The 16,740-nt window shown below is 71.1% G+C and carries 17 protein-coding genes; 13 read left to right on the forward strand and 4 right to left on the reverse strand.

The genetic code is table 11. The features are described from left to right. Positions 1-179: 179 nt before the first annotated feature. Both A4R43_RS41730 and A4R43_RS41735 read right to left on the reverse strand, forming a co-directional pair. Entirely contained in the window at positions 180-998 is an 819-nt protein-coding gene (locus tag A4R43_RS41730) for a helix-turn-helix domain-containing protein (protein WP_162788790.1), read from the reverse strand. Between the two features lie 389 nt (positions 999-1,387). Next, positions 1,388-1,600, reverse strand: coding sequence for a DUF397 domain-containing protein (locus tag A4R43_RS41735; protein WP_236808632.1), 213 nt, complete (start codon positions 1,598-1,600; stop codon positions 1,388-1,390). A 144-nt stretch (positions 1,601-1,744) separates the two neighbouring features. Here A4R43_RS41735 and A4R43_RS41740 point away from each other — a divergent pair, with 144 nt between their 5' ends. The 11 genes from A4R43_RS41740 to A4R43_RS41790 all read left to right on the forward strand — a co-directional run bounded on the left by A4R43_RS41740 (position 1,745) and on the right by A4R43_RS41790 (position 13,261). Beyond that, positions 1,745-3,064, forward strand: a complete 1,320-nt coding sequence (locus A4R43_RS41740) for an MATE family efflux transporter (RefSeq protein ID WP_113697126.1) — start codon at positions 1,745-1,747, stop codon at positions 3,062-3,064. A 282-nt stretch (positions 3,065-3,346) separates the two neighbouring features. Further along, positions 3,347-4,669, forward strand: a complete 1,323-nt coding sequence (locus A4R43_RS41745; protein WP_236808633.1) for an MFS transporter — start codon at positions 3,347-3,349, stop codon at positions 4,667-4,669. Positions 4,670-4,763: 94 nt separating this feature from the next. After that, complete coding sequence (truB, locus tag A4R43_RS41750; RefSeq protein WP_418190865.1) at positions 4,764-5,606, forward strand: tRNA pseudouridine(55) synthase TruB; 843 nt, start codon at positions 4,764-4,766, stop codon at positions 5,604-5,606. Between the two features lie 10 nt (positions 5,607-5,616). Beyond that, positions 5,617-6,582, forward strand: a complete 966-nt coding sequence (locus A4R43_RS41755; RefSeq protein WP_113697129.1) for a bifunctional riboflavin kinase/FAD synthetase — start codon at positions 5,617-5,619, stop codon at positions 6,580-6,582. A gap of 85 nt (positions 6,583-6,667) precedes the next feature. Beyond that, positions 6,668-7,147: a helix-turn-helix domain-containing protein gene (locus A4R43_RS41760; RefSeq protein WP_113697130.1), complete on the forward strand. Its 480-nt coding sequence runs from the start codon at positions 6,668-6,670 to the stop codon at positions 7,145-7,147. A 1-nt stretch (position 7,148) separates the two neighbouring features. After that, a complete protein-coding gene (thpR, locus tag A4R43_RS41765) occupies positions 7,149-7,661 on the forward strand; it encodes an RNA 2',3'-cyclic phosphodiesterase (RefSeq protein WP_113697131.1) in 513 nt (170 codons plus the stop codon). Positions 7,662-7,764: 103 nt separating this feature from the next. Beyond that, a complete protein-coding gene (gene rpsO, locus A4R43_RS41770) occupies positions 7,765-8,034 on the forward strand; it encodes a 30S ribosomal protein S15 (RefSeq protein ID WP_113697132.1) in 270 nt (89 codons plus the stop codon). 296 nt (positions 8,035-8,330) lie between these two features. Further along, entirely contained in the window at positions 8,331-10,598 is a 2,268-nt protein-coding gene (locus tag A4R43_RS41775; protein ID WP_113697133.1) for a polyribonucleotide nucleotidyltransferase, read from the forward strand. Between the two features lie 82 nt (positions 10,599-10,680). Then, a complete protein-coding gene (locus tag A4R43_RS41780) occupies positions 10,681-12,054 on the forward strand; it encodes a M16 family metallopeptidase (protein ID WP_113697134.1) in 1,374 nt (457 codons plus the stop codon). Continuing rightward, entirely contained in the window at positions 12,051-12,797 is a 747-nt protein-coding gene (gene dapB / locus A4R43_RS41785; RefSeq protein WP_113697135.1) for a 4-hydroxy-tetrahydrodipicolinate reductase, read from the forward strand. The genes A4R43_RS41780 and dapB overlap by 4 nt, the downstream gene beginning before the upstream one ends. Positions 12,798-12,799: 2 nt before the next feature. Next, positions 12,800-13,261 carry a tetratricopeptide repeat protein gene (locus tag A4R43_RS41790; protein WP_113697136.1) on the forward strand — a complete coding sequence of 154 codons (462 nt, stop codon included), beginning with the start codon at positions 12,800-12,802 and terminating at the stop codon, positions 13,259-13,261. Here the strand turns inward: A4R43_RS41790 and A4R43_RS41795 are convergent. Then, complete coding sequence (locus tag A4R43_RS41795) at positions 13,250-13,771, reverse strand: YqaA family protein (RefSeq protein ID WP_205215183.1); 522 nt, start codon at positions 13,769-13,771, stop codon at positions 13,250-13,252. The two genes, A4R43_RS41790 and A4R43_RS41795, sit on opposite strands and share 12 nt — an antisense overlap. Positions 13,772-13,910: 139 nt before the next feature. On the opposite strand from A4R43_RS41795, the gene A4R43_RS41800 reads away from it, so the two are divergent. Next, entirely contained in the window at positions 13,911-14,405 is a 495-nt protein-coding gene (locus A4R43_RS41800) for a GtrA family protein (RefSeq protein WP_236808635.1), read from the forward strand. Here A4R43_RS41800 and A4R43_RS41805 read toward each other — a convergent pair. Continuing rightward, a complete protein-coding gene (locus A4R43_RS41805; RefSeq protein WP_113697137.1) occupies positions 14,362-14,931 on the reverse strand; it encodes a GNAT family N-acetyltransferase in 570 nt (189 codons plus the stop codon). The two genes, A4R43_RS41800 and A4R43_RS41805, sit on opposite strands and share 44 nt — an antisense overlap. A gap of 63 nt (positions 14,932-14,994) precedes the next feature. On the opposite strand from A4R43_RS41805, the gene A4R43_RS41810 reads away from it, so the two are divergent. Continuing rightward, complete coding sequence (locus A4R43_RS41810; RefSeq protein ID WP_113697138.1) at positions 14,995-16,206, forward strand: winged helix-turn-helix domain-containing protein; 1,212 nt, start codon at positions 14,995-14,997, stop codon at positions 16,204-16,206. Positions 16,207-16,740 lie beyond the last annotated feature (534 nt).

Genomic DNA, 16,740 nt, shown 5'->3' on the forward strand with positions numbered 1-16,740 from the left:
TTCCGGACGCCCCCGACGCCCTTCCCCCTTACGACACCGGAATTACTTGTCTGGCCGGGAGCGTGGCGACGGCGGTACCGTTGAGACCGCGGTTCGACTCCCGCCTGCTGGCCGTGGGTGGTGGTGTGTTTCCGCCGGGGCGGCCACTGTGCCAGCAGCGGCCGCCCCCACTATTCATCTCATTCGTCCTCTCCCAGCCGTGCGAGCAGCTCGTCGAGGAACACCAGGGTGTCCTCCTCGGAGAGCGCCTTGTCCTGCAGTTCGTTGAAGAACTTCGAGTAGCGCGCGGTCTGCTCGGTCGGCTCCTCGATGAGCTGGTCACCGTCCGGGGTCTCGAGCAGCATCGCGTAGTCGTCCTGCTCCTCGGACAGCTCGAGCACCATGAACGAGCTGACCATCGCGGAGTTCGGCCCGGCGCTGAACGGCATCACGCGAATGTGCATCTGCTTGTAAGCGGACAGCTCGACCAGTTGCCGGATCTGCCCGGTCATCACCTCACGGTCGCCGACCTGCCGGCGCAACGCGGCCTCGTCGATGATGTAGGACAGCTCGGGTCCGCCGGAGCGCAGCAGCTCGTCCCGGCGCCGCATCCGGACCTCGACCCCGCGCTCGAGGTTGGACTCCGGCGTGCCGTAGGCGCGCATGATCGCCGTGGCGTACTCCGGCGTCTGCAGCGTGCCCGGCACGACCAGGCCCTGGAACTGCTGGATCCGGATGGCCGAGGACTCCAGGCCGATCAGGTTGATGAACTGCGGGCGGTAGACGTCGCGGTACTGGTGCCACCAGGCCGGCTTCTTGCCCGCCTTGACCATGTCGACCAGCTGGTCGACCCGCTCGCGTTCGGTGATGTCGTAGTGCAGCAGCAGGGCCTTCAGATCGGTCACCGAGATGCCGACCGTGCCCTTCTCGATGCGGATGAGCTTCGACGGCGACCAGTCGAGGGCCTCCGCGACGTCGCGCTGGGTGTACCCCTTGCTGTCGCGTTCCTGCCGCAGCACAGCTCGCAGTCTCCGGAGCTGGCCTACGGGGGAGTCCGCCCTCGTCATGTATCTGTCCTCCTGGTGGTCGGTTGGCCACCTGCTATATGGCAGATGGTATCAGTCACAGTGCTTACCAGCGAAGGGCCGACCGCAGAAAGTTGGGTGTCATTTTGACGGACCACGGCTTGCCGGGTGTCCATCTGACGGAACCCATGTGACGGGTGCCGGACTGACGGGTTACCGTTGGACCACTTCCCGACTGCTGGATTTCAGGGTGACGGGTCTCGGTCTGGCGAAGCGCGGTCGGCCAGCTGACGCGGCCATTCTGGCCTAGTCCACCCTAATGAGCGCGTGCGGGGGTGCGGTAGAACGCCGCGGTCACCTCATCCGGTGACGTCAGGGAGAACTCAGGCGCCGGTGCGCACGGCGGCGAGGAAAGCGGCCCAGCCCGCCGCGGAAAACCGCAGGCGGGGGCCGTGTCGGTCCTTGGAGTCGCGGACCAGCACGTGGTGCGGCTCGAAGGCGAGTTCCACGCAGTCGTTTTCGTCGTCCTTGCTTCTGGAGCTCTTGATCCAGCGAAGGCCGGACGAGTCGACTTCGACCACGCGTGGGCTGCCCACGTGTCCTCCCCTGGGGTTGCGCTCAAGGCGGGTCCAGACCAAATCTCAGCTTATGGTCGGTAACTGAGCGTTTACTACCGCCGACAGAGCTAGCTGCGGGCCAGCGAACGGGGGATTGTCGGTACGGATAGTTAGGCTCAGCAAGTGCCTGATTCCGTCACCGGCCGGGTACCCGCCAAACGGGTGTTCGGATTAGCCGTTCCAGCACTCGGCGTGCTCGCCGCCGAGCCCCTCTACGTCCTGGTCGACACCGCCGTCGTGGGCCACCTCGGCGCGCTGCCGCTGGCCGGGCTCGCGCTCGGCGGGGTGCTGCTGTCGCAGGTGTCCACCCAGCTGACCTTCCTGTCGTACGGCACGACCGCGCGGACCGCCCGGCTGCACGGCGCCGGCCGCCGTGAGGAAGCGGTCCGGGAAGGCGTGCAGGCGACCTGGCTGGCCATCGGGGTGGGCCTGGTGCTCCTGCTGGTGGGTCAGCTGCTCGCGGCGCCTGTCGCGCGCGGGCTGGCCGGGGACGCCGAGATCGCCGGTGAGGCGGTGGCGTGGCTGCGGATCGCGTTGTTCGGCGCGCCGCTGATCCTGATCACCATGGCGGGCAACGGCTGGATGCGCGGCGTGCAGGACGCCAAGCGCCCGCTCTGGTACGTGCTCGCGGGCAACGGGATCTCCGCGGTGCTGTGCCCGGTGCTGGTCTACGGCGTTGGCTGGGGGCTCGAGGGCTCGGCCGTGGCGAACGTGGTCGCGCAGGTCATCTCGGCGGCGCTGTTTGTCCGCGCGCTGGTGAAGGAGCGGGTGCCGCTGAAGCCGGAGTTCGGTGTGATGCGGGCGCAGCTGGTGCTCGGGCGGGACCTGGTGCTGCGCAGCTTCGCGTTCCAGGCGTGCTTCCTGTCCGCGGCGGCGGTCGCCTCGCGGACCTCGACCGAGGCGGTCGGCGCGCACCAGGTGGTGCTGCAGTTGTGGACCTTTCTCGCGCTGGTGCTGGACTCGGTGGCGATCGCGGCGCAGTCGCTGGTCGGCGCCGCGCTGGGCGCGGGCGAGCGGCGGCAGGCACGCGGGGTCGCCGGGCAGATCACCCGGTACGGGCTGATCCTGGGCTGCGTGCTCTGCGTGGTGTTCGCGGCGGTTTCGCAGGTGCTGCCGAAGGTGTTCACCACCGACGCCGGGGTGCTGGCGGAGATTCCGCACGCGTGGTGGTTCTTCGTCGCGCTGCAGCCGATCGCGGGGGTGGTGTTCGCGCTGGACGGGGTGCTGCTGGGCGCCGGTGACGCGGCCTTCCTGCGCACGGCGACGCTGGTCAGCGCGGCGGCCGGGTTCCTGCCGCTGATCTGGCTGTCGCTGGCGTTCGGCTGGGGGTTGGCCGGGATCTGGACGGGGCTGACCCTGTTCATGTTCTTCCGGCTCGCTGCGGTGGTGCTGCGGTGGCGATCCGGCAACTGGGCGGTGGTCGGCGCGGTCCGCGCCGCGTGACGGGGTGGCGAGCCGGCCGATGTCACGAATGTGGCTTTCGAGACGGGCGAAGCCCCGTAGAGGGTGGCGGTGGGTGACGGGCGAGCGTCTCGAAGGCCACCTTCGTGACGTCACCACTCCCTGACAAAGGCCGCGCGGGCGCGGTCCGCGCCGCGTGAAACCCGGGTGTGGGGAAGGCCACCTCGGTAACGGGTATGTTTCGGCGTTGCTTAGGCGATACAACAAATGGGACGGCATCGGCGGCGTCCTCGTCCTGCCCGTATCCCGATCCAGGAGGAGCCCTTGCCTTCCCCCGCCACCGGCCGCGCCACCCGCCGGTCGTGGTTCATCTGGCTGACCGCCGCCGCCGTCTACCTGCTTGCCGTCTTCCACCGCACCTCCTTCGGCGTCGCCGGGCTGGAGGCCACCGAGCGCTTCGGCGTCGGCGCGGCCGCGCTCGGCACCTTCACCGTGCTCCAGGTCGGTGTCTACGCCGCCATGCAGATCCCCACCGGGGTGCTGGTCGACCGCTTCGGCCCGCGCAAGGTGCTCACCTTCGCCCTGCTCTTCCTCGGCCTCGGCCAGGTCCTGCTCGCGGTGGCCACCTCCTACCCGCTGGGCCTGCTCGCCCGCGCGGTGCTCGGCTTCGGTGACGCGCTCACCTTCGTCAGCGTGCTGCGGCTGATCGCCGCGCACTTCCCCGGCAGGCAGTACTCCGTGGTCACCTCGTTCACCACGGCCATCGGGTACGTCGGCAACCTCGCCGCCACCGTGCCGCTGACCCTGCTGCTCGCCGGCCCCGGCTGGACGCCGACCTTTCTCGCCGCCGGGCTGGTCACCGTGCTCTACGCGGTGGTCGCCACGCTGCGGATCAAGGACGTGCCCGCCGGCCAGCCGCCGGTGACCACCGTGCAACCCGGCCGCCGCGTGCTGGCCGGGGTGCGTGAGGCCTGGCGCACGCCCGGCACCCGGCTCGGCTTCTGGGTGCACTTCGCCACCATGTTCGGCGCCAACGTGCTGTCGATGCTGTGGGGCGTGCCGTTCCTGGTGAACCAGGGCATGAGCCCGGCCGCGGCCAGCGCCATGCTGACCGTCTTCGTGTTCACCTCGATGCTCGGCGGCCCGGTGGTGGGCAACCTGATCGGGCGGCGGCCGTCGGTGCGGATGCCGCTGGTGGTCGGCTTCCTGGCCGGTGCGGTGCTGATCTGGGCGCTGCTGCTGTCCTGGCCGGGCGCGGTGCCCGCGCCGGTGCTGGCGCCCGCGTTCGCCTTCTTCGCGCTCGGCGGGCCCGCGTCGATGATCGGTTTCGCGCTGGCCCGCGACTACAACCCGCTCAGCCGCGTCGGCACGGCCACCGGGGTGGTCAACGTCGGCGGTTTTGTGGCCACCACGATCGCCGCGCTCAGCGTCGGCGTGCTGCTCGAACTGACCGGCGGCAACTTCCGGATCGCGCTGCTGTCGATCGTGGCGGTGCTGCTGGTGGGCAGTTTCCGCACGCTGGTGTGGTGGCGCCGGGCCCGCGCGGTGCTGTTCGCCGCGCAGGCACGCGGTGAGCGGATCCCGGTGCAGGTCCGGCGGCGCCGCTGGGACGCGCCGGAGAACGAGCCCGCCGCGATCGCCGCCTGAAGCCCGAAATAGGGTTTCGCGCGTGTCCCGCCAGCAACAGCCACGCCGTCCCGCCCCGCCGCCCGGCCTCCTCGTCGTCGACAAGCCGTCGGGCATGACCTCGCACGACGTGGTGGCCCGCGCCCGCCGCATCATGGGCACCCGCAAGGTCGGCCACGCCGGCACGCTGGACCCGATGGCCACTGGGGTGCTGGTGCTCGGCATCGAACGCGCCACCAAGCTGCTCGGGCACCTCGCGCTCGACCGCAAGACCTATCTGGCGACCATCTCGCTCGGCACCTCGACCACCACCGACGACGCCGAGGGCGAACCGCTGGCCACCGCCGAACCCGGCCTGGTCGACGCCGTCACCGACGACGCGATCGCGGCCGGGATCGCCACGCTCACCGGCGAAATCCAGCAGCGCCCGAGCGCGGTGAGCGCGGTCAAGGTGGACGGCAAGCGCGCCTACGCCCGGGTCCGCGCGGGCGAGGAGGTCGAACTGGCCGCCCGCCCGGTGACGGTGTACCGCTTCGACCTGCTGGCCACCCGGCGCGCACCCGGTGGCATCGAACTCGACGTGGTCGTCGAATGCTCGTCCGGCACCTACGTCCGCGCGCTGGCCAGGGACCTCGGCGCCGCGCTCGGCACCGGCGGGCACCTCGCCGCGCTGCGCCGGACCACGGTCGGCCCGTTCACCCTCGCCGCCGCGCGCACCCTCGACGTGCTCGAGGAGCGCCCGGAGCTGTCGTTCGACCTGGACGAAGCGGTCGCCACCGCGTTCCCGCGCCGGGACGTCGACGGCGCCACCGCCCGCGCGGTCCGGCACGGGCAGCGCATCCCGGCGGCCGGGGTCGGCGGCACCTACGGGGTGTTCGACCCGGACGGGCACGCGCTCGCGCTCGCCGCGGACGACGGATCCGTGGCCCGCGCGGTGGTTGTCCTGCTGCCCGCATAGGGTTGGGCCCGTGCAGCGTTGGCGTGGTTTGGCGGATCTTCCTGGCAGCTGGGGCCGGTGTGTCCTGACCATCGGGGTGTTCGACGGGGTGCACCGCGGACACCAGGCCCTGATCAGGCGGACGGTGGAGGCGGCGCGCTCGCGCGAGCTGCCCGCCGTGGTGCTCACCTTCGACCCGCACCCGTCGGAGGTGATCCGGCCCGGCAGCCATCCCGCGCAGCTGACCACCTTGCGGCGCAAGGCGGAGCTGGTCGAGGAACTCGGCGTGGACGTGTTCTGCGTGCTGCCGTTCACCCCGGAGCTGTCGCGGCTGACCGCGCACGAGTTCGTGCACGAGGTGCTGGTGGACCAGCTGCACGTGGCCGCGGTGATCGTCGGCGAGAACTTCACCTTCGGCAACAAGGCCGCCGGGGACGTGGCGCTGCTGCGCACGCTCGGCCGCCGGTTCGGCTTCGCCGCGCAGGGCGCCGAACTGCAGGGCCAGGCGCTCGGTCCGGCGGAGGGGAACGCCGAAGGCGAGATCACCTTCTCCTCGACCTACGTCCGCTCGTGCATCGACGCCGGTGACGTGACCGCCGCCGCCGAGGCGCTGGGCCGTCCGCACCGCGTCGAGGGCATCGTGGTCCGGGGTGCCGGGCGTGGCAAGGACCTCGGCTTCCCGACCGCCAACCTGTCCACCCCGCGGTTCGCGGCCATCCCGGCCGACGGGGTGTACAGCTGCTGGTTCACCCGATCGTCTGACCCCGGCAAGCGGCTGCGGGCGGCGGTGTCGGTGGGCACCAACCCGACCTTCTCCGGCCGCGAGCGCACCGTCGAGGCGTACGTGCTCGACGTGGAGGAGGACTTCTACGGCCACGACGTGGCACTGGACTTCGTGGTCAAGCTCCGCGACCAGATCCGCTACGACTCGCTCGACCCCCTGATCCGCCAGATGGCGGCCGATGTGGTCCGCACCAGGGAGGTGCTGGCCGGGTAATCTCGGCTTTCGCGCCCGCGCGGGCCCTGGGCCTGCGATGATGTGCGCACGATCGAGCGATGCTGAACAGGGGAGAAGGGCAGTCGTGGAGGATCACAAGATCGTCCAGCGCAACATCGCGCTGCAGCGCGAATGGTATGGGGAGCCGTTGGGCGATCGGGTCCGCAGGCTGGTGGTGGCCTTCGACATCTCCCAGGCCTTCCTGGCCGAGGTGCTGGGGATCAGCGCGCCGATGCTGAGCCAGGTGATGAGCGGCCGCCGGGCCAAGATCGGCAACCCGGTGGTGCTGGCCAGGATGATCATGCTGGAGCGCAAGATCCTCACCCCGGACGTGGCCGCGGGCAATCCGGCCGCGATGCGTGCCGCGCTGGAGGACGTGCGCGACTCGCGGCCGACCGTTGGCCGCGACAGCTTCCCCGTCGGCGCGGTCTCCGAGGACCAGTCCGTGCTGGTCGCGCTCCGCGAGATCGCCGAGGACGAGGACCTGGCCGAGGCCGCCGACCGGCTCGACGAGGACTTCCCCGCCATCGCCGACCTGCTGCGCAAGGCCTCGAAGGTCACCTGAGTTGCAGCTGTTCTCCGCGTTGCTCCCACCGTCCGAAGTGGTCCGCTCGATCGAAGCGCGAATCGACACGCGGGCGGCGGGGTTCCGCTGGGCGCCGCCGGTCAACTGGCACATCACGCTGGGTTTCTTCGGCGAGGACGACATCGCCACGCGCGCGGCCTGGCTGCGCGAAAGGGTGACCGGGCGGCCCGCCGTCCACCTGCGACTGTCCGGGGCGGACACCTTCCCGAAGGTGCTGTGGCTGGGCGTGGAAGGCGACGGGCTGGCCGAGCTGGCCGCGGCCGCGGGGGCGGACCTGGACGAGCGGCCGTACCGCCCGCACCTGACCCTCGCGCGCTTCCCGGCGGCGAGCCAGCCCGAGGCGGAGGCGATCGCGGCCGGGCTGAGCGGGTACGCCAGTCCCGCGTGGACCGCCGCCGAGGTGGTGCTGATGAAGAGCACCGCGGGGGTGTATTCGCAGGTGGAGCGGTTCCCGCTGGACACGGGTGCGGGGCACGGGCAGCCAGGCTGGTAGCCTTGACAGTTGGGTCCGGCTGCAGTCCGTGGCGGCCGAGACCGGCTCACCCGGCGTGAAGGTTCGTCCGGGCCGCACGGCACTGATTCAAGGAGAACCCAGCGTGGCGCTGTCCACCGAAGAGAAGAAGTCGATCCTTTCCGAGTACGGCGTGCACGACTCGGACACCGGATCCCCCGAGGCCCAGGTGGCCCTGCTGACCAAGCGGATCATCGGCCTCACCGAACACCTGAAGCAGCACAAGCACGACCACCACTCCCGCCGCGGCCTGCTGCTGCTGGTCGGGCGCCGCCGCCGGTTGCTCAACTACGTGGCGAAGGTGGACATCGAGCGGTACCGGTCGCTGATCCAGCGGCTCGGCCTCCGCCGATAGCGCGTTGACGAGGGGGAGTGACCACGCGGTCGCTCCCCCTCGGCGCAAGAAGGCAGGGACACGACTTGCCGCGGCCGGTCCGTATCCGGCCGGTGACGGCGTGTTTCTGATAGACAACACAAAGGGCGCAGGCGACGCGCACGAGGGCATGTCCGCCGGTCCTCGGTAGTGGTTCCCGGGAGCACAGCTTTCCCGGGGACTTCGATCGAAGACCGGCCTCGTTCCTCGAGCGTCCCCCGGATGGGGTCCCAGGGTGGGAGATCGCCCAGCCCGAGACGAACGAGGAGAACAATTACATGACCGACGTGAGCGGCACCGCCGTGCACGAGACCGAAGCCGTGATCGACAACGGCCGCTTCGGCACCCGCACGGTCCGCTTCGAGACCGGCCGGCTGGCCCGCCAGGCCGCCGGCTCGGTCGTCGCGTACCTGGACGACGAAACCATGCTGCTGTCGGCGACCACGGCGTCGAAGCACCCGAAGGAGCACTTCGACTTCTTCCCGCTGACCGTGGACGTCGAGGAGCGGATGTACGCCGCGGGCCGGATCCCGGGCGCCTTCTTCCGCCGCGAGGGCCGTCCCTCCACCGACGCCATCCTGACCTGCCGCCTGATCGACCGGCCGCTGCGCCCGTCGTTCACCGAGGGCCTCCGCAACGAGATCCAGATCGTGATCACCGTGCAGAGCCTCCACCCGGAGGACCCGTACGACGTGCTCGCGATCAACGCCGCCTCGGCGTCCACCCAGATCGCCGGCCTGCCCTTCTCGGGCCCGATCGGCGGCGTGCGCGTGGCGCTGATCGAGGACCAGTGGGTGGCCTTCCCGACCTGGAAGCAGCTGGAGAGCGCCACCTTCAACATGGTGGTGGCCGGCCGCATCGTCGGTGACGGCGCGAACGACGTGGCCATCATGATGGTCGAGGCCGAGGCCACCGAGCAGACGCTCGACCTGGTCGCCGGTGGCGCCAAGGCGCCGAACGAGCAGGTCGTCGCCGAGGGCCTGGAGGCGGCCAAGCCGTTCATCCGGGTGCTCTGCGAGGCCCAGCAGGAGCTGGCCAAGGTGGCCGCGAAGCCGGTCGGCGACTTCCCGCTGTTCCCGGCCTACGAGGCCGACGCCTACGAAGCGGTGGCCGCGGCGGCCACCGACGACCTGGCCAAGGCGCTGGCCATCGCCGGCAAGCAGGACCGCGACAACGCCACCGACGAGGTCAAGGCCGCCGTGCTGGCCAAGGTCGGTGTCGGCGAGGGCGAGGCCTTCGAGGGCCGCGAGAAGGAGGTCGGTGCCGCGTTCCGCGCGCTGACCAAGCAGCTGATCCGCCAGCGCATCCTGCGTGACAAGGTCCGCATCGACGGCCGCGGCCTGACCGACATCCGGTCGCTGGGCGCCGAGGTCTCGGTGATCCCGCGGGCACACGGCTCGGCGCTGTTCGAGCGCGGCGAGACCCAGATCCTGGGCGTCACCACGCTGAACATGCTCCGCATGGAGCAGCAGATCGACTCGCTGTCCCCGGAGACCACCAAGCGGTACCTGCACCACTACAACTTCCCGCCGTTCTCCACCGGCGAGACCGGCCGCGTCGGTTCGCCGAAGCGGCGCGAGATCGGCCACGGCGCGCTCGCCGAGCGCGCGCTGGTGCCGGTGCTGCCGAAGCGGGACGAGTTCCCGTACGCCATCCGCCAGGTCTCCGAGGCGCTGGGCTCCAACGGCTCCACCTCGATGGGCTCGGTCTGCGCCTCCACCATGGGCCTGCTCAACGCCGGTGTGCCGCTGAAGGCGCCGGTCGCGGGCATCGCCATGGGCCTGGTGTCGGACGAGGTCGACGGTGAGACCCGCTACGTCGCGCTGACCGACATCCTCGGGGCCGAGGACGCCTTCGGTGACATGGACTTCAAGGTGGCGGGCACCAAGGAGATCGTCACCGCGCTGCAGCTGGACACCAAGCTCGACGGCATCCCGTCCGAGGTGCTGGCCGGTGCGCTGAACCAGGCCAAGGACGCGCGCCTGACCATTCTCGAGGTGATCGCCGAGGCGATCGACGGGCCGGACGAGATGAGCCCGTACGCCCCGCGCGTGACCAGCGTGAAGATCCCGGTGGACAAGATCGGCGAGGTCATCGGCCCGAAGGGCAAGATGATCAACTCGATCACCGAGGAGACCGGCGCCGACATCTCCATCGAGGACGACGGCACGATCTACGTGGGCGCGGCCGACGGCCCGTCGGCGGAGGCGGCGATCGACAAGATCAACGCCATCGCCAACCCGCAGCTGCCCAAGGTCGGGGAGCGCTTCCTCGGCACCGTGGTGAAGACCGCCGCGTTCGGCGCGTTCGTTTCGCTGCTGCCGGGCAAGGACGGCCTGGTGCACATCTCCAAGCTGGGCAACGGCAAGCGCATCGGCAAGGTCGAGGACGTGGTGAACGTCGGCGACAAGCTGCGCGTGGAGATCGCGGACATCGACAACCGCGGCAAGATCAGCCTGGTGCTGGTGAACGAAGAGGACAACGCCGGTGACAAGCCCGCCGAGTCCGGTGACGCCGCCAAGGCCGAGAAGGCCGACGCCAAGTAGGCGAACAGCTCGTTCCTGAGTGGGGCATTCCCGGTGGAGACGCCGGGAATGCCCCTCTCGCACTTCCGGAGAAAGAACTTCCATGCCGTCTAAGACGCCCGGGTACGCCCAGCCCGCCGGGTCGACCCGCCTGCTCGACTCCACCGCCGACGGCGCGGTGGTCAAGCGCACGGTGCTGCCGGGCGGCCTGCGCGTGATCACCGAGCACGTACCGGCCTCGCGCTCGGCCACGGTCGGGCTGTGGGTCGGCGTCGGCTCGCGTGACGAGCCGCTGCCGGTGGCCGGTGCCGCGCACTACCTGGAGCACCTGCTGTTCAAGGGCACCGCGAACCGCGACGCCAAGCAGATCGCCGAGGAGATCGACGCGGTCGGCGGCGAGTTCAACGCGTTCACCGCGAAGGAGCACACCTGCTACTACGCGCAGGTGCTCGACGAGGACCTGCCGCTGGCGGTGGACCTGGTCACCGACGTGGTGTTCGAGGCGCTGTGCGCGGATTCCGATGTGGACACCGAGCGCAGCGTGGTGCTCGAAGAGATCGCCATGCGCGACGACGACGCCGAGGACCTGCTGCACGAGACCTTCGTCGGCGCGATCCTCGGTGACCACCCGCTCGGGCGGCCGGTGCTGGGCACCGAGGCGTCCATCGCCGGCATGTCACCGCAGGCGCTGCGCGGGTTCTACAAGCGCCGCTACACGCTGCCGCGCATGGTGCTCGCGGTGGCGGGCAACATCGACCACACGCGGGTGCTCCGCCTGGTGCGCAAGGCGTTGCGCGACCGGCTGTCCGGTTCGGACACCCCGGTACCGCCGCGCCGTGGCCGCGCGCGGCTGGCGTCGGCGCCGAAGCTGGCGCTGCACACCGACGACACCGAGCAGGCGCACGTCATGCTCGGCCTGCGCGCGCTCACCCGGCACGACGAGCGCCGCTTCACGCTGTCCGTGCTCAACGCCGCGCTCGGCGGCGGCATGAGTTCCCGGCTGTTCCAGGAGGTCCGCGAGCGCCGCGGGCTGGCGTACCAGGTGTACTCGTCGGTGGCGAGCTACGCCGACGCCGGGCACCTGGCCGTCTACGCCGGGTGCCAGCCGGAGAAGCTGGGCGAGGTGGCTGGCGTGATCCGCGAGGTGCTCGCCGAGGTCGCGCGTGACGGGCTCACCGACGCCGAGGTCGCCAGGGCGAAGGGCCAGTTGCGTGGCGCGATGGTGCTCGGCCTGGAGGACTCCGCCTCACGCATGTCGCGCATCGGCAAGGGTGAGCTGAACTACGGCGAGTACCTCGGTGTGACCGAAACCATCGACCGGATCGACGCGGTCACCGCCGAAGACACCGCCGCGCTGGCAAAAGCCCTGCTCAGGGCGCCGGGCCGGGCGGTGGGGGTGTCCGCGGCCGCGGTGGTCGGGCCGTACGCTCACGCCGACGACCTTCCCGACGATCTGCACGAGGTGATCGCATCATGAGCATCCGGGTGGCGGTACTGGGCGCGCGCGGGCGCATGGGCGCGCAGGCGGTGAACGCCGTCGAGGGTGCGGCGGACCTCGAACTGGTCGCCGCGATCGACGCCGGCGACCGGCTGCTCGACGTGGTGGACAACGGCGCCGACGTGCTCATCGACTTCACCCACCCGGACGCGGTGATGGGCAACCTGGAGTTCGCCGTGGAGCACGGGGTGCACGCGGTGGTCGGTACCACCGGGATGACGCAGGACCGGCTGGAGACGCTGGCCGGCTGGCTGGCGGACAAGCCGGAGCTGGGCGTGCTGATCGCGCCGAACTTCGCGCTCGGCGCGGTGCTGGCCATGCGGTTCGCCGAGCAGGCCGCGCGGTTCTACGCCTCGGCCGAGGTGATCGAGCTGCACCACAACCGCAAGGCCGACGCGCCTTCGGGCACCGCCGGGCACACCGCGCGCCTGATCTCCAAGGCCCGCGCGGAAGCCGGGATCGAGCCGGGCCCCGACGCGACCACTTCCGAAGTGGACGGTGCGCGCGGCGCGCTGGTCGGCGACGTGCGGGTGCACTCGGTGCGCCTGCCGGGGCTGATCGCGCACGAGGAGATCCTCTTCGGCGCCGAGGGGGAGACGCTGACCATTCGCCACGACTCGATGGACCGGTCCTCGTTCATGCCGGGGGTGCTGCTCGGCGTGCGGTCGATCGCCAAGCGCCCCGGCCTGACCGTCGGGCTGGAGAACGTGCTGGAGCTCTAGCGGTGAAGGCTCGCAACTTCGCGCTGCTGCTGACCGCGGCGCTGGTGCTGTATTTTGTGCTGCTCGCCGGGCGGGCGATCGCGCTGCTCAAGACCGGTGAAGTGGTACCGGTGGTGTTCGGCGTCGGCGTGCTGCTGCTGCCGGTGCTCGGCGTCTGGATCGTGGTGACCACGTGGCGGTCCGGGCTGCGTATCCAGCGGCTCGCGCGGCGGCTGGAGCGCGAAGGCGGCCTGCCCGACGTCTCCGACCTGCCTCGCCGTCCGTCGGGCCGGGTGGACCGGGACGCCGCGGACGAGTGGTTCGAGCAGCGCCGGGCCGAGCTGGAGGCCGATCCGGAGAACTGGCGGCACTGGTACCGGCTGGCGCACGCCTACGACATCGCCGGGGACCGGCGGCGGGCCCGCGAGACCATGCGCAAGGCGATCGAGCTGGAAGCCGCCGATCCGGCGGACTCAGAAGTGTAGCCAGCCGGCGAACATCGCCGGGGACGCGGCGAGCAGGCTGAACCGGGCCCACCGCCCGGCCAGCCCGGCACCGAGGAACAACGACATCGGCATCCGCACCAGCCCGGCCAGCACGGTGGTGGCCATGAACGGCGGCAGCCCGACCACGGCGCTGACCCCGTAGGTGCCGGTCATCCAGGCCGGATGGCGGTGGCAGCGCTCCCGCAGCGCCTCCAGCCAGGCACGCAGGCGCTTGGTGCGCAGTTGCCAGCGGGCGCGGCGCGGGGTCATCGGGCGTTCCCGGTGCAGCCGGTCGTGCAGGAACTTCGGCAGCTTGATCGAGCCCTTCGCGGCCAGGTAGAACAGCAGCTTGCCAGCCACCTGGCCGACCGCGACCGCCGCGCCGATGGCCAGCCAGTGCACCCCCGGCTCGCTGCTGGCCAGGCCGATCACAAAAACCTCGACGCTGATCAGGGGCACGATGGCGGAGCCGAACGCGACGCCGAGCGTCACGCAGAGCCAGCCGATCATCGCACCTCCTGTGGGGATCCCGCTGTCCAAGCTAGCTGCCGTTCCTAAGGACGCGCACGGGGGCCAGCCCCCGGCTTGCGCACCGGAAGATCACCTGATTGTCGTATTCCGGACACCTGACGCTGGCAGGGTCGACCGGGTGGCCGTCGCCGAGAAAACCGCCGCCGACCGGTTCATCGACCTGTGCGCGGCGGTCACCAGCCGGTTGCCGTTCGGGCTCGCGCGGCTGGTGCCGCCGACCTTTCTCGGCTTCTGCGTGATCAACGGGTTCACCTTCGGGGTGGACCTGCTGCTGCTCACCCTGCTGCACGGACAGCTGGGCCTGGCGGTTCCGCTGTCCATCACGGTGGCCTACGTGATCGCGTTCGGGCTGAGCTTCGTGCTGAACCGCGCGTTCAACTTCCAGTCGCACGCGCCGGTGGGCAAGCAGGCGGTGCTGTACGCGATCGCGGTGGCGATCAACTACCTGGCGTTCATCCTCGGCGTGGGCAGCGGGCTGGTCGCGCTCGGTGTGCAGTACCACCTGTCGCGCCTGATCGCCGGTGCCTGCGAGGGCGTGTTCATGTACAGCGTGATGCGCTGGGTGGTGTTCAGGAAGCCGGCGGAGTCAGCTGCAGGTCCAGCGGACCGGTGAGGCGCAGCTCGCGGATGGTCTTCTCGCCGGTGTCCAGGGTGCGGACGGTGCCGTCGGGGTGCCAGCCCGCGCGCTTGTAGAAGCTGAGCGAGGCGGCATCGGACTGGGCCACCCAGGTGATGCCTCGCGCCGCGCCGAGCTCACGCAGCGCAGTCGCCGCGTGAGCGAGCAGGCGGCCGCCGTGGCCGCGACGGCCCCAGCGCGGTTCGACCAGCACGGTGGCGATCAGGCCGACGCTGTCCGCGTCTTCGGGCAGCTCACCCGCGGCGGAGGCGGCCTCGTCGGCCGGGGCCGGGCCCGCGACGCAGAAGCCGACGGTGAACTCGCCTTCGGTGGCCACCAGCACGGCCGTGCCGGGGTGCTCGACGGCGGCGGCCCACTGCTGTTCGGTCTCCGGGTCCGCCAGCGCGGCCAGCGCCTGCTCACCGAGGAACTCCGCGTAGGCGATCCGCCAGGTGTCCCGCTGGATCCGGGCGATTTCGGCGACGTCGGCTGCGGTGGCCGCGCGGACCTTGGCCTGGCTCATGGGGGCAACCTATCGGCCGGTCCCGCCGAGACTGTCGGTGGTCCCTGGCACCATGTCGCCATCATGCAGACGGTGAGTGATTCGGTGGCGCGGCGCACGGCGCTGGCCGCGCAGGGGTTCGCCGATCCGCGGCCGGGCGGCGAGCCCACGCGGCGGCATTTGCAGCGGGTGCTGTCGCGGGTGCAGCTGCTCCAGCTCGATTCGGTGAACGTGGCGGTCCGGGCGCACTACGCGCCGTTGTTCGCGCGGCTCGGGGCGTACGCGCCTTCGCTGGTCGACGACGCGGCTTGGTCGCATTCCGCGCGGCGGCCGCGGCTGCTGGTGGAGACCTGGGCGCACGAGGCGAGCCTGATCCCGGTGGAGGACTGGCCGCTGCTGCGGTCCGGGGCGAAGCGGATGGGCTGGTGGCGCGGGTACGAAAAGCTGCTCGAACGCTCGCCGACGCTGGCCGAGGACGTGCTGGCGGTGGTCAAGGAGCACGGCCCGATCGGGGCGGGGGCGATCGAGCGGGAGCTGGCCGGTGGTCAGATGCGCCGCCAGGGCGCCTGGTGGGACCGGTCGGAGGTGAAGCGGATCTGCGAGTGGCTGTTCGGCATGGGCCAGCTGTCCACCGGTACGCGGCGGAGTTTCGAACGGCTCTACGACCTGACCGAACGGGTGATCCCGCCGGAGATCCTGTCGACGCGGGTGGAGAAGGACGAGGCGGCGCGGCGGCTGATCGGGAAGTCGGCCACCGCGCTGGGCATCGCCACGGAGACCGATTTGCGCGACTACTACCGCCTCGGCCCGGACGTCGCGCGGCAGGCGGTGGCGGAGCTGGTCGAGGCGGGTGAGCTGGAGCCGGTGCGGGTGCGCGGGTGGAAGGCGCAGGCGTACCGGCACGTGGGCGCCCGGACTCCGCGCTCGATCACCGGGCGGGCGCTGCTGTGCCCGTTCGACCCGCTGATCTGGGAGCGCGCGCGGACCGAGCGGATGTTCGGGTTCCGGTACCGCATCGAGATCTACGTGCCGGAGCCGAAGCGGGAGTACGGCTACTACGTTTTCCCGTTCCTGCTGGACGGCGAGCTGGTGGCGCGGGTGGACCTGAAGGCCGACCGGGCGGGTGGGGTGCTGCGGGTGCAGGGCGCCTTCGCCGAGCCGGGGGTGGACCACGGGCGCGTGCTGCCGGAGCTGGCGGCGGAGCTGGCGCACATGGCGGAGTGGCTGGACCTTTCGGGGGTGGTCGCGCAGCCGCGCGGAGATCTGGGGGCGGCGCTGGGCAAAATTGTGCGATGACCAAGGCCCGGCTGCCCCCGGCGTGTCCTGAGTGGACGGTCAGGCGTGGGCTGAACGCTCGCCCGGCGCGGACGGCTTGCCGGGTAGACGGACGCGCGCCCGGCCTGGATGGCTTGCCGGGCATGCGCCCGTGTGGCCGCGGGGCGGCCTGGCCCGGCGGGCGCCGGGCTGGCCGCTGCCGGGTGTCCGGAGTGAATGGCCAGGTGTGCGATGAGCGTTTGCCGAGCGATGACCGCGCGCCGGGTATGCGCGCTCGGCCGCGTGGTGACCCGGGCGCCGCTTGGCAGGGCTGTGCACTGGCCTAGCCCGGTGTGTTCCGAGTGGACGGTGGGGCGGGGCGCTTGCCGAGCGGTGTTGGACGAGGTTGTGCGCTGATCTGGGCTGGGTGTCCGGAGTGAATGGCCGGGTGTGCGATGAGCGTTTGCCGAGCGATGACCGCGCGCCGGGTATGCGCGCTCGGCCGCGTGGTGACCCGGGCGCCGCTTGGCAGGGCTGTGCACTGGCCTAGCCCGGTGTGTTCCGAGTGGACGGTGG

Source organism: Amycolatopsis albispora (assembly GCF_003312875.1).
Lineage (GTDB): Bacteria > Actinomycetota > Actinomycetes > Mycobacteriales > Pseudonocardiaceae > Amycolatopsis > Amycolatopsis albispora.

Bases quoted from the DNA above. Each gene is read 5' to 3' on its own strand.
- A4R43_RS41805 (WP_113697137.1), bottom strand. From the start codon at position 14,931: ATGAGCCAGGCCAAGGTCCGCGCGGCCACCGCAGCCGACGTCGCCGAA.
- A4R43_RS41775 (WP_113697133.1), top strand. From the start codon at position 8,331: ATGACCGACGTGAGCGGCACCGCCGTGCACGAGACCGAAGCCGTGATC.
- A4R43_RS41810 (WP_113697138.1), top strand. From the start codon at position 14,995: ATGCAGACGGTGAGTGATTCGGTGGCGCGGCGCACGGCGCTGGCCGCG.
- truB (WP_418190865.1), top strand. From the start codon at position 4,764: ATGACCTCGCACGACGTGGTGGCCCGCGCCCGCCGCATCATGGGCACC.
- A4R43_RS41780 (WP_113697134.1), top strand. From the start codon at position 10,681: ATGCCGTCTAAGACGCCCGGGTACGCCCAGCCCGCCGGGTCGACCCGC.
- dapB (WP_113697135.1), top strand. From the start codon at position 12,051: ATGAGCATCCGGGTGGCGGTACTGGGCGCGCGCGGGCGCATGGGCGCG.
- A4R43_RS41795 (WP_205215183.1), bottom strand. From the start codon at position 13,771: ATGATCGGCTGGCTCTGCGTGACGCTCGGCGTCGCGTTCGGCTCCGCC.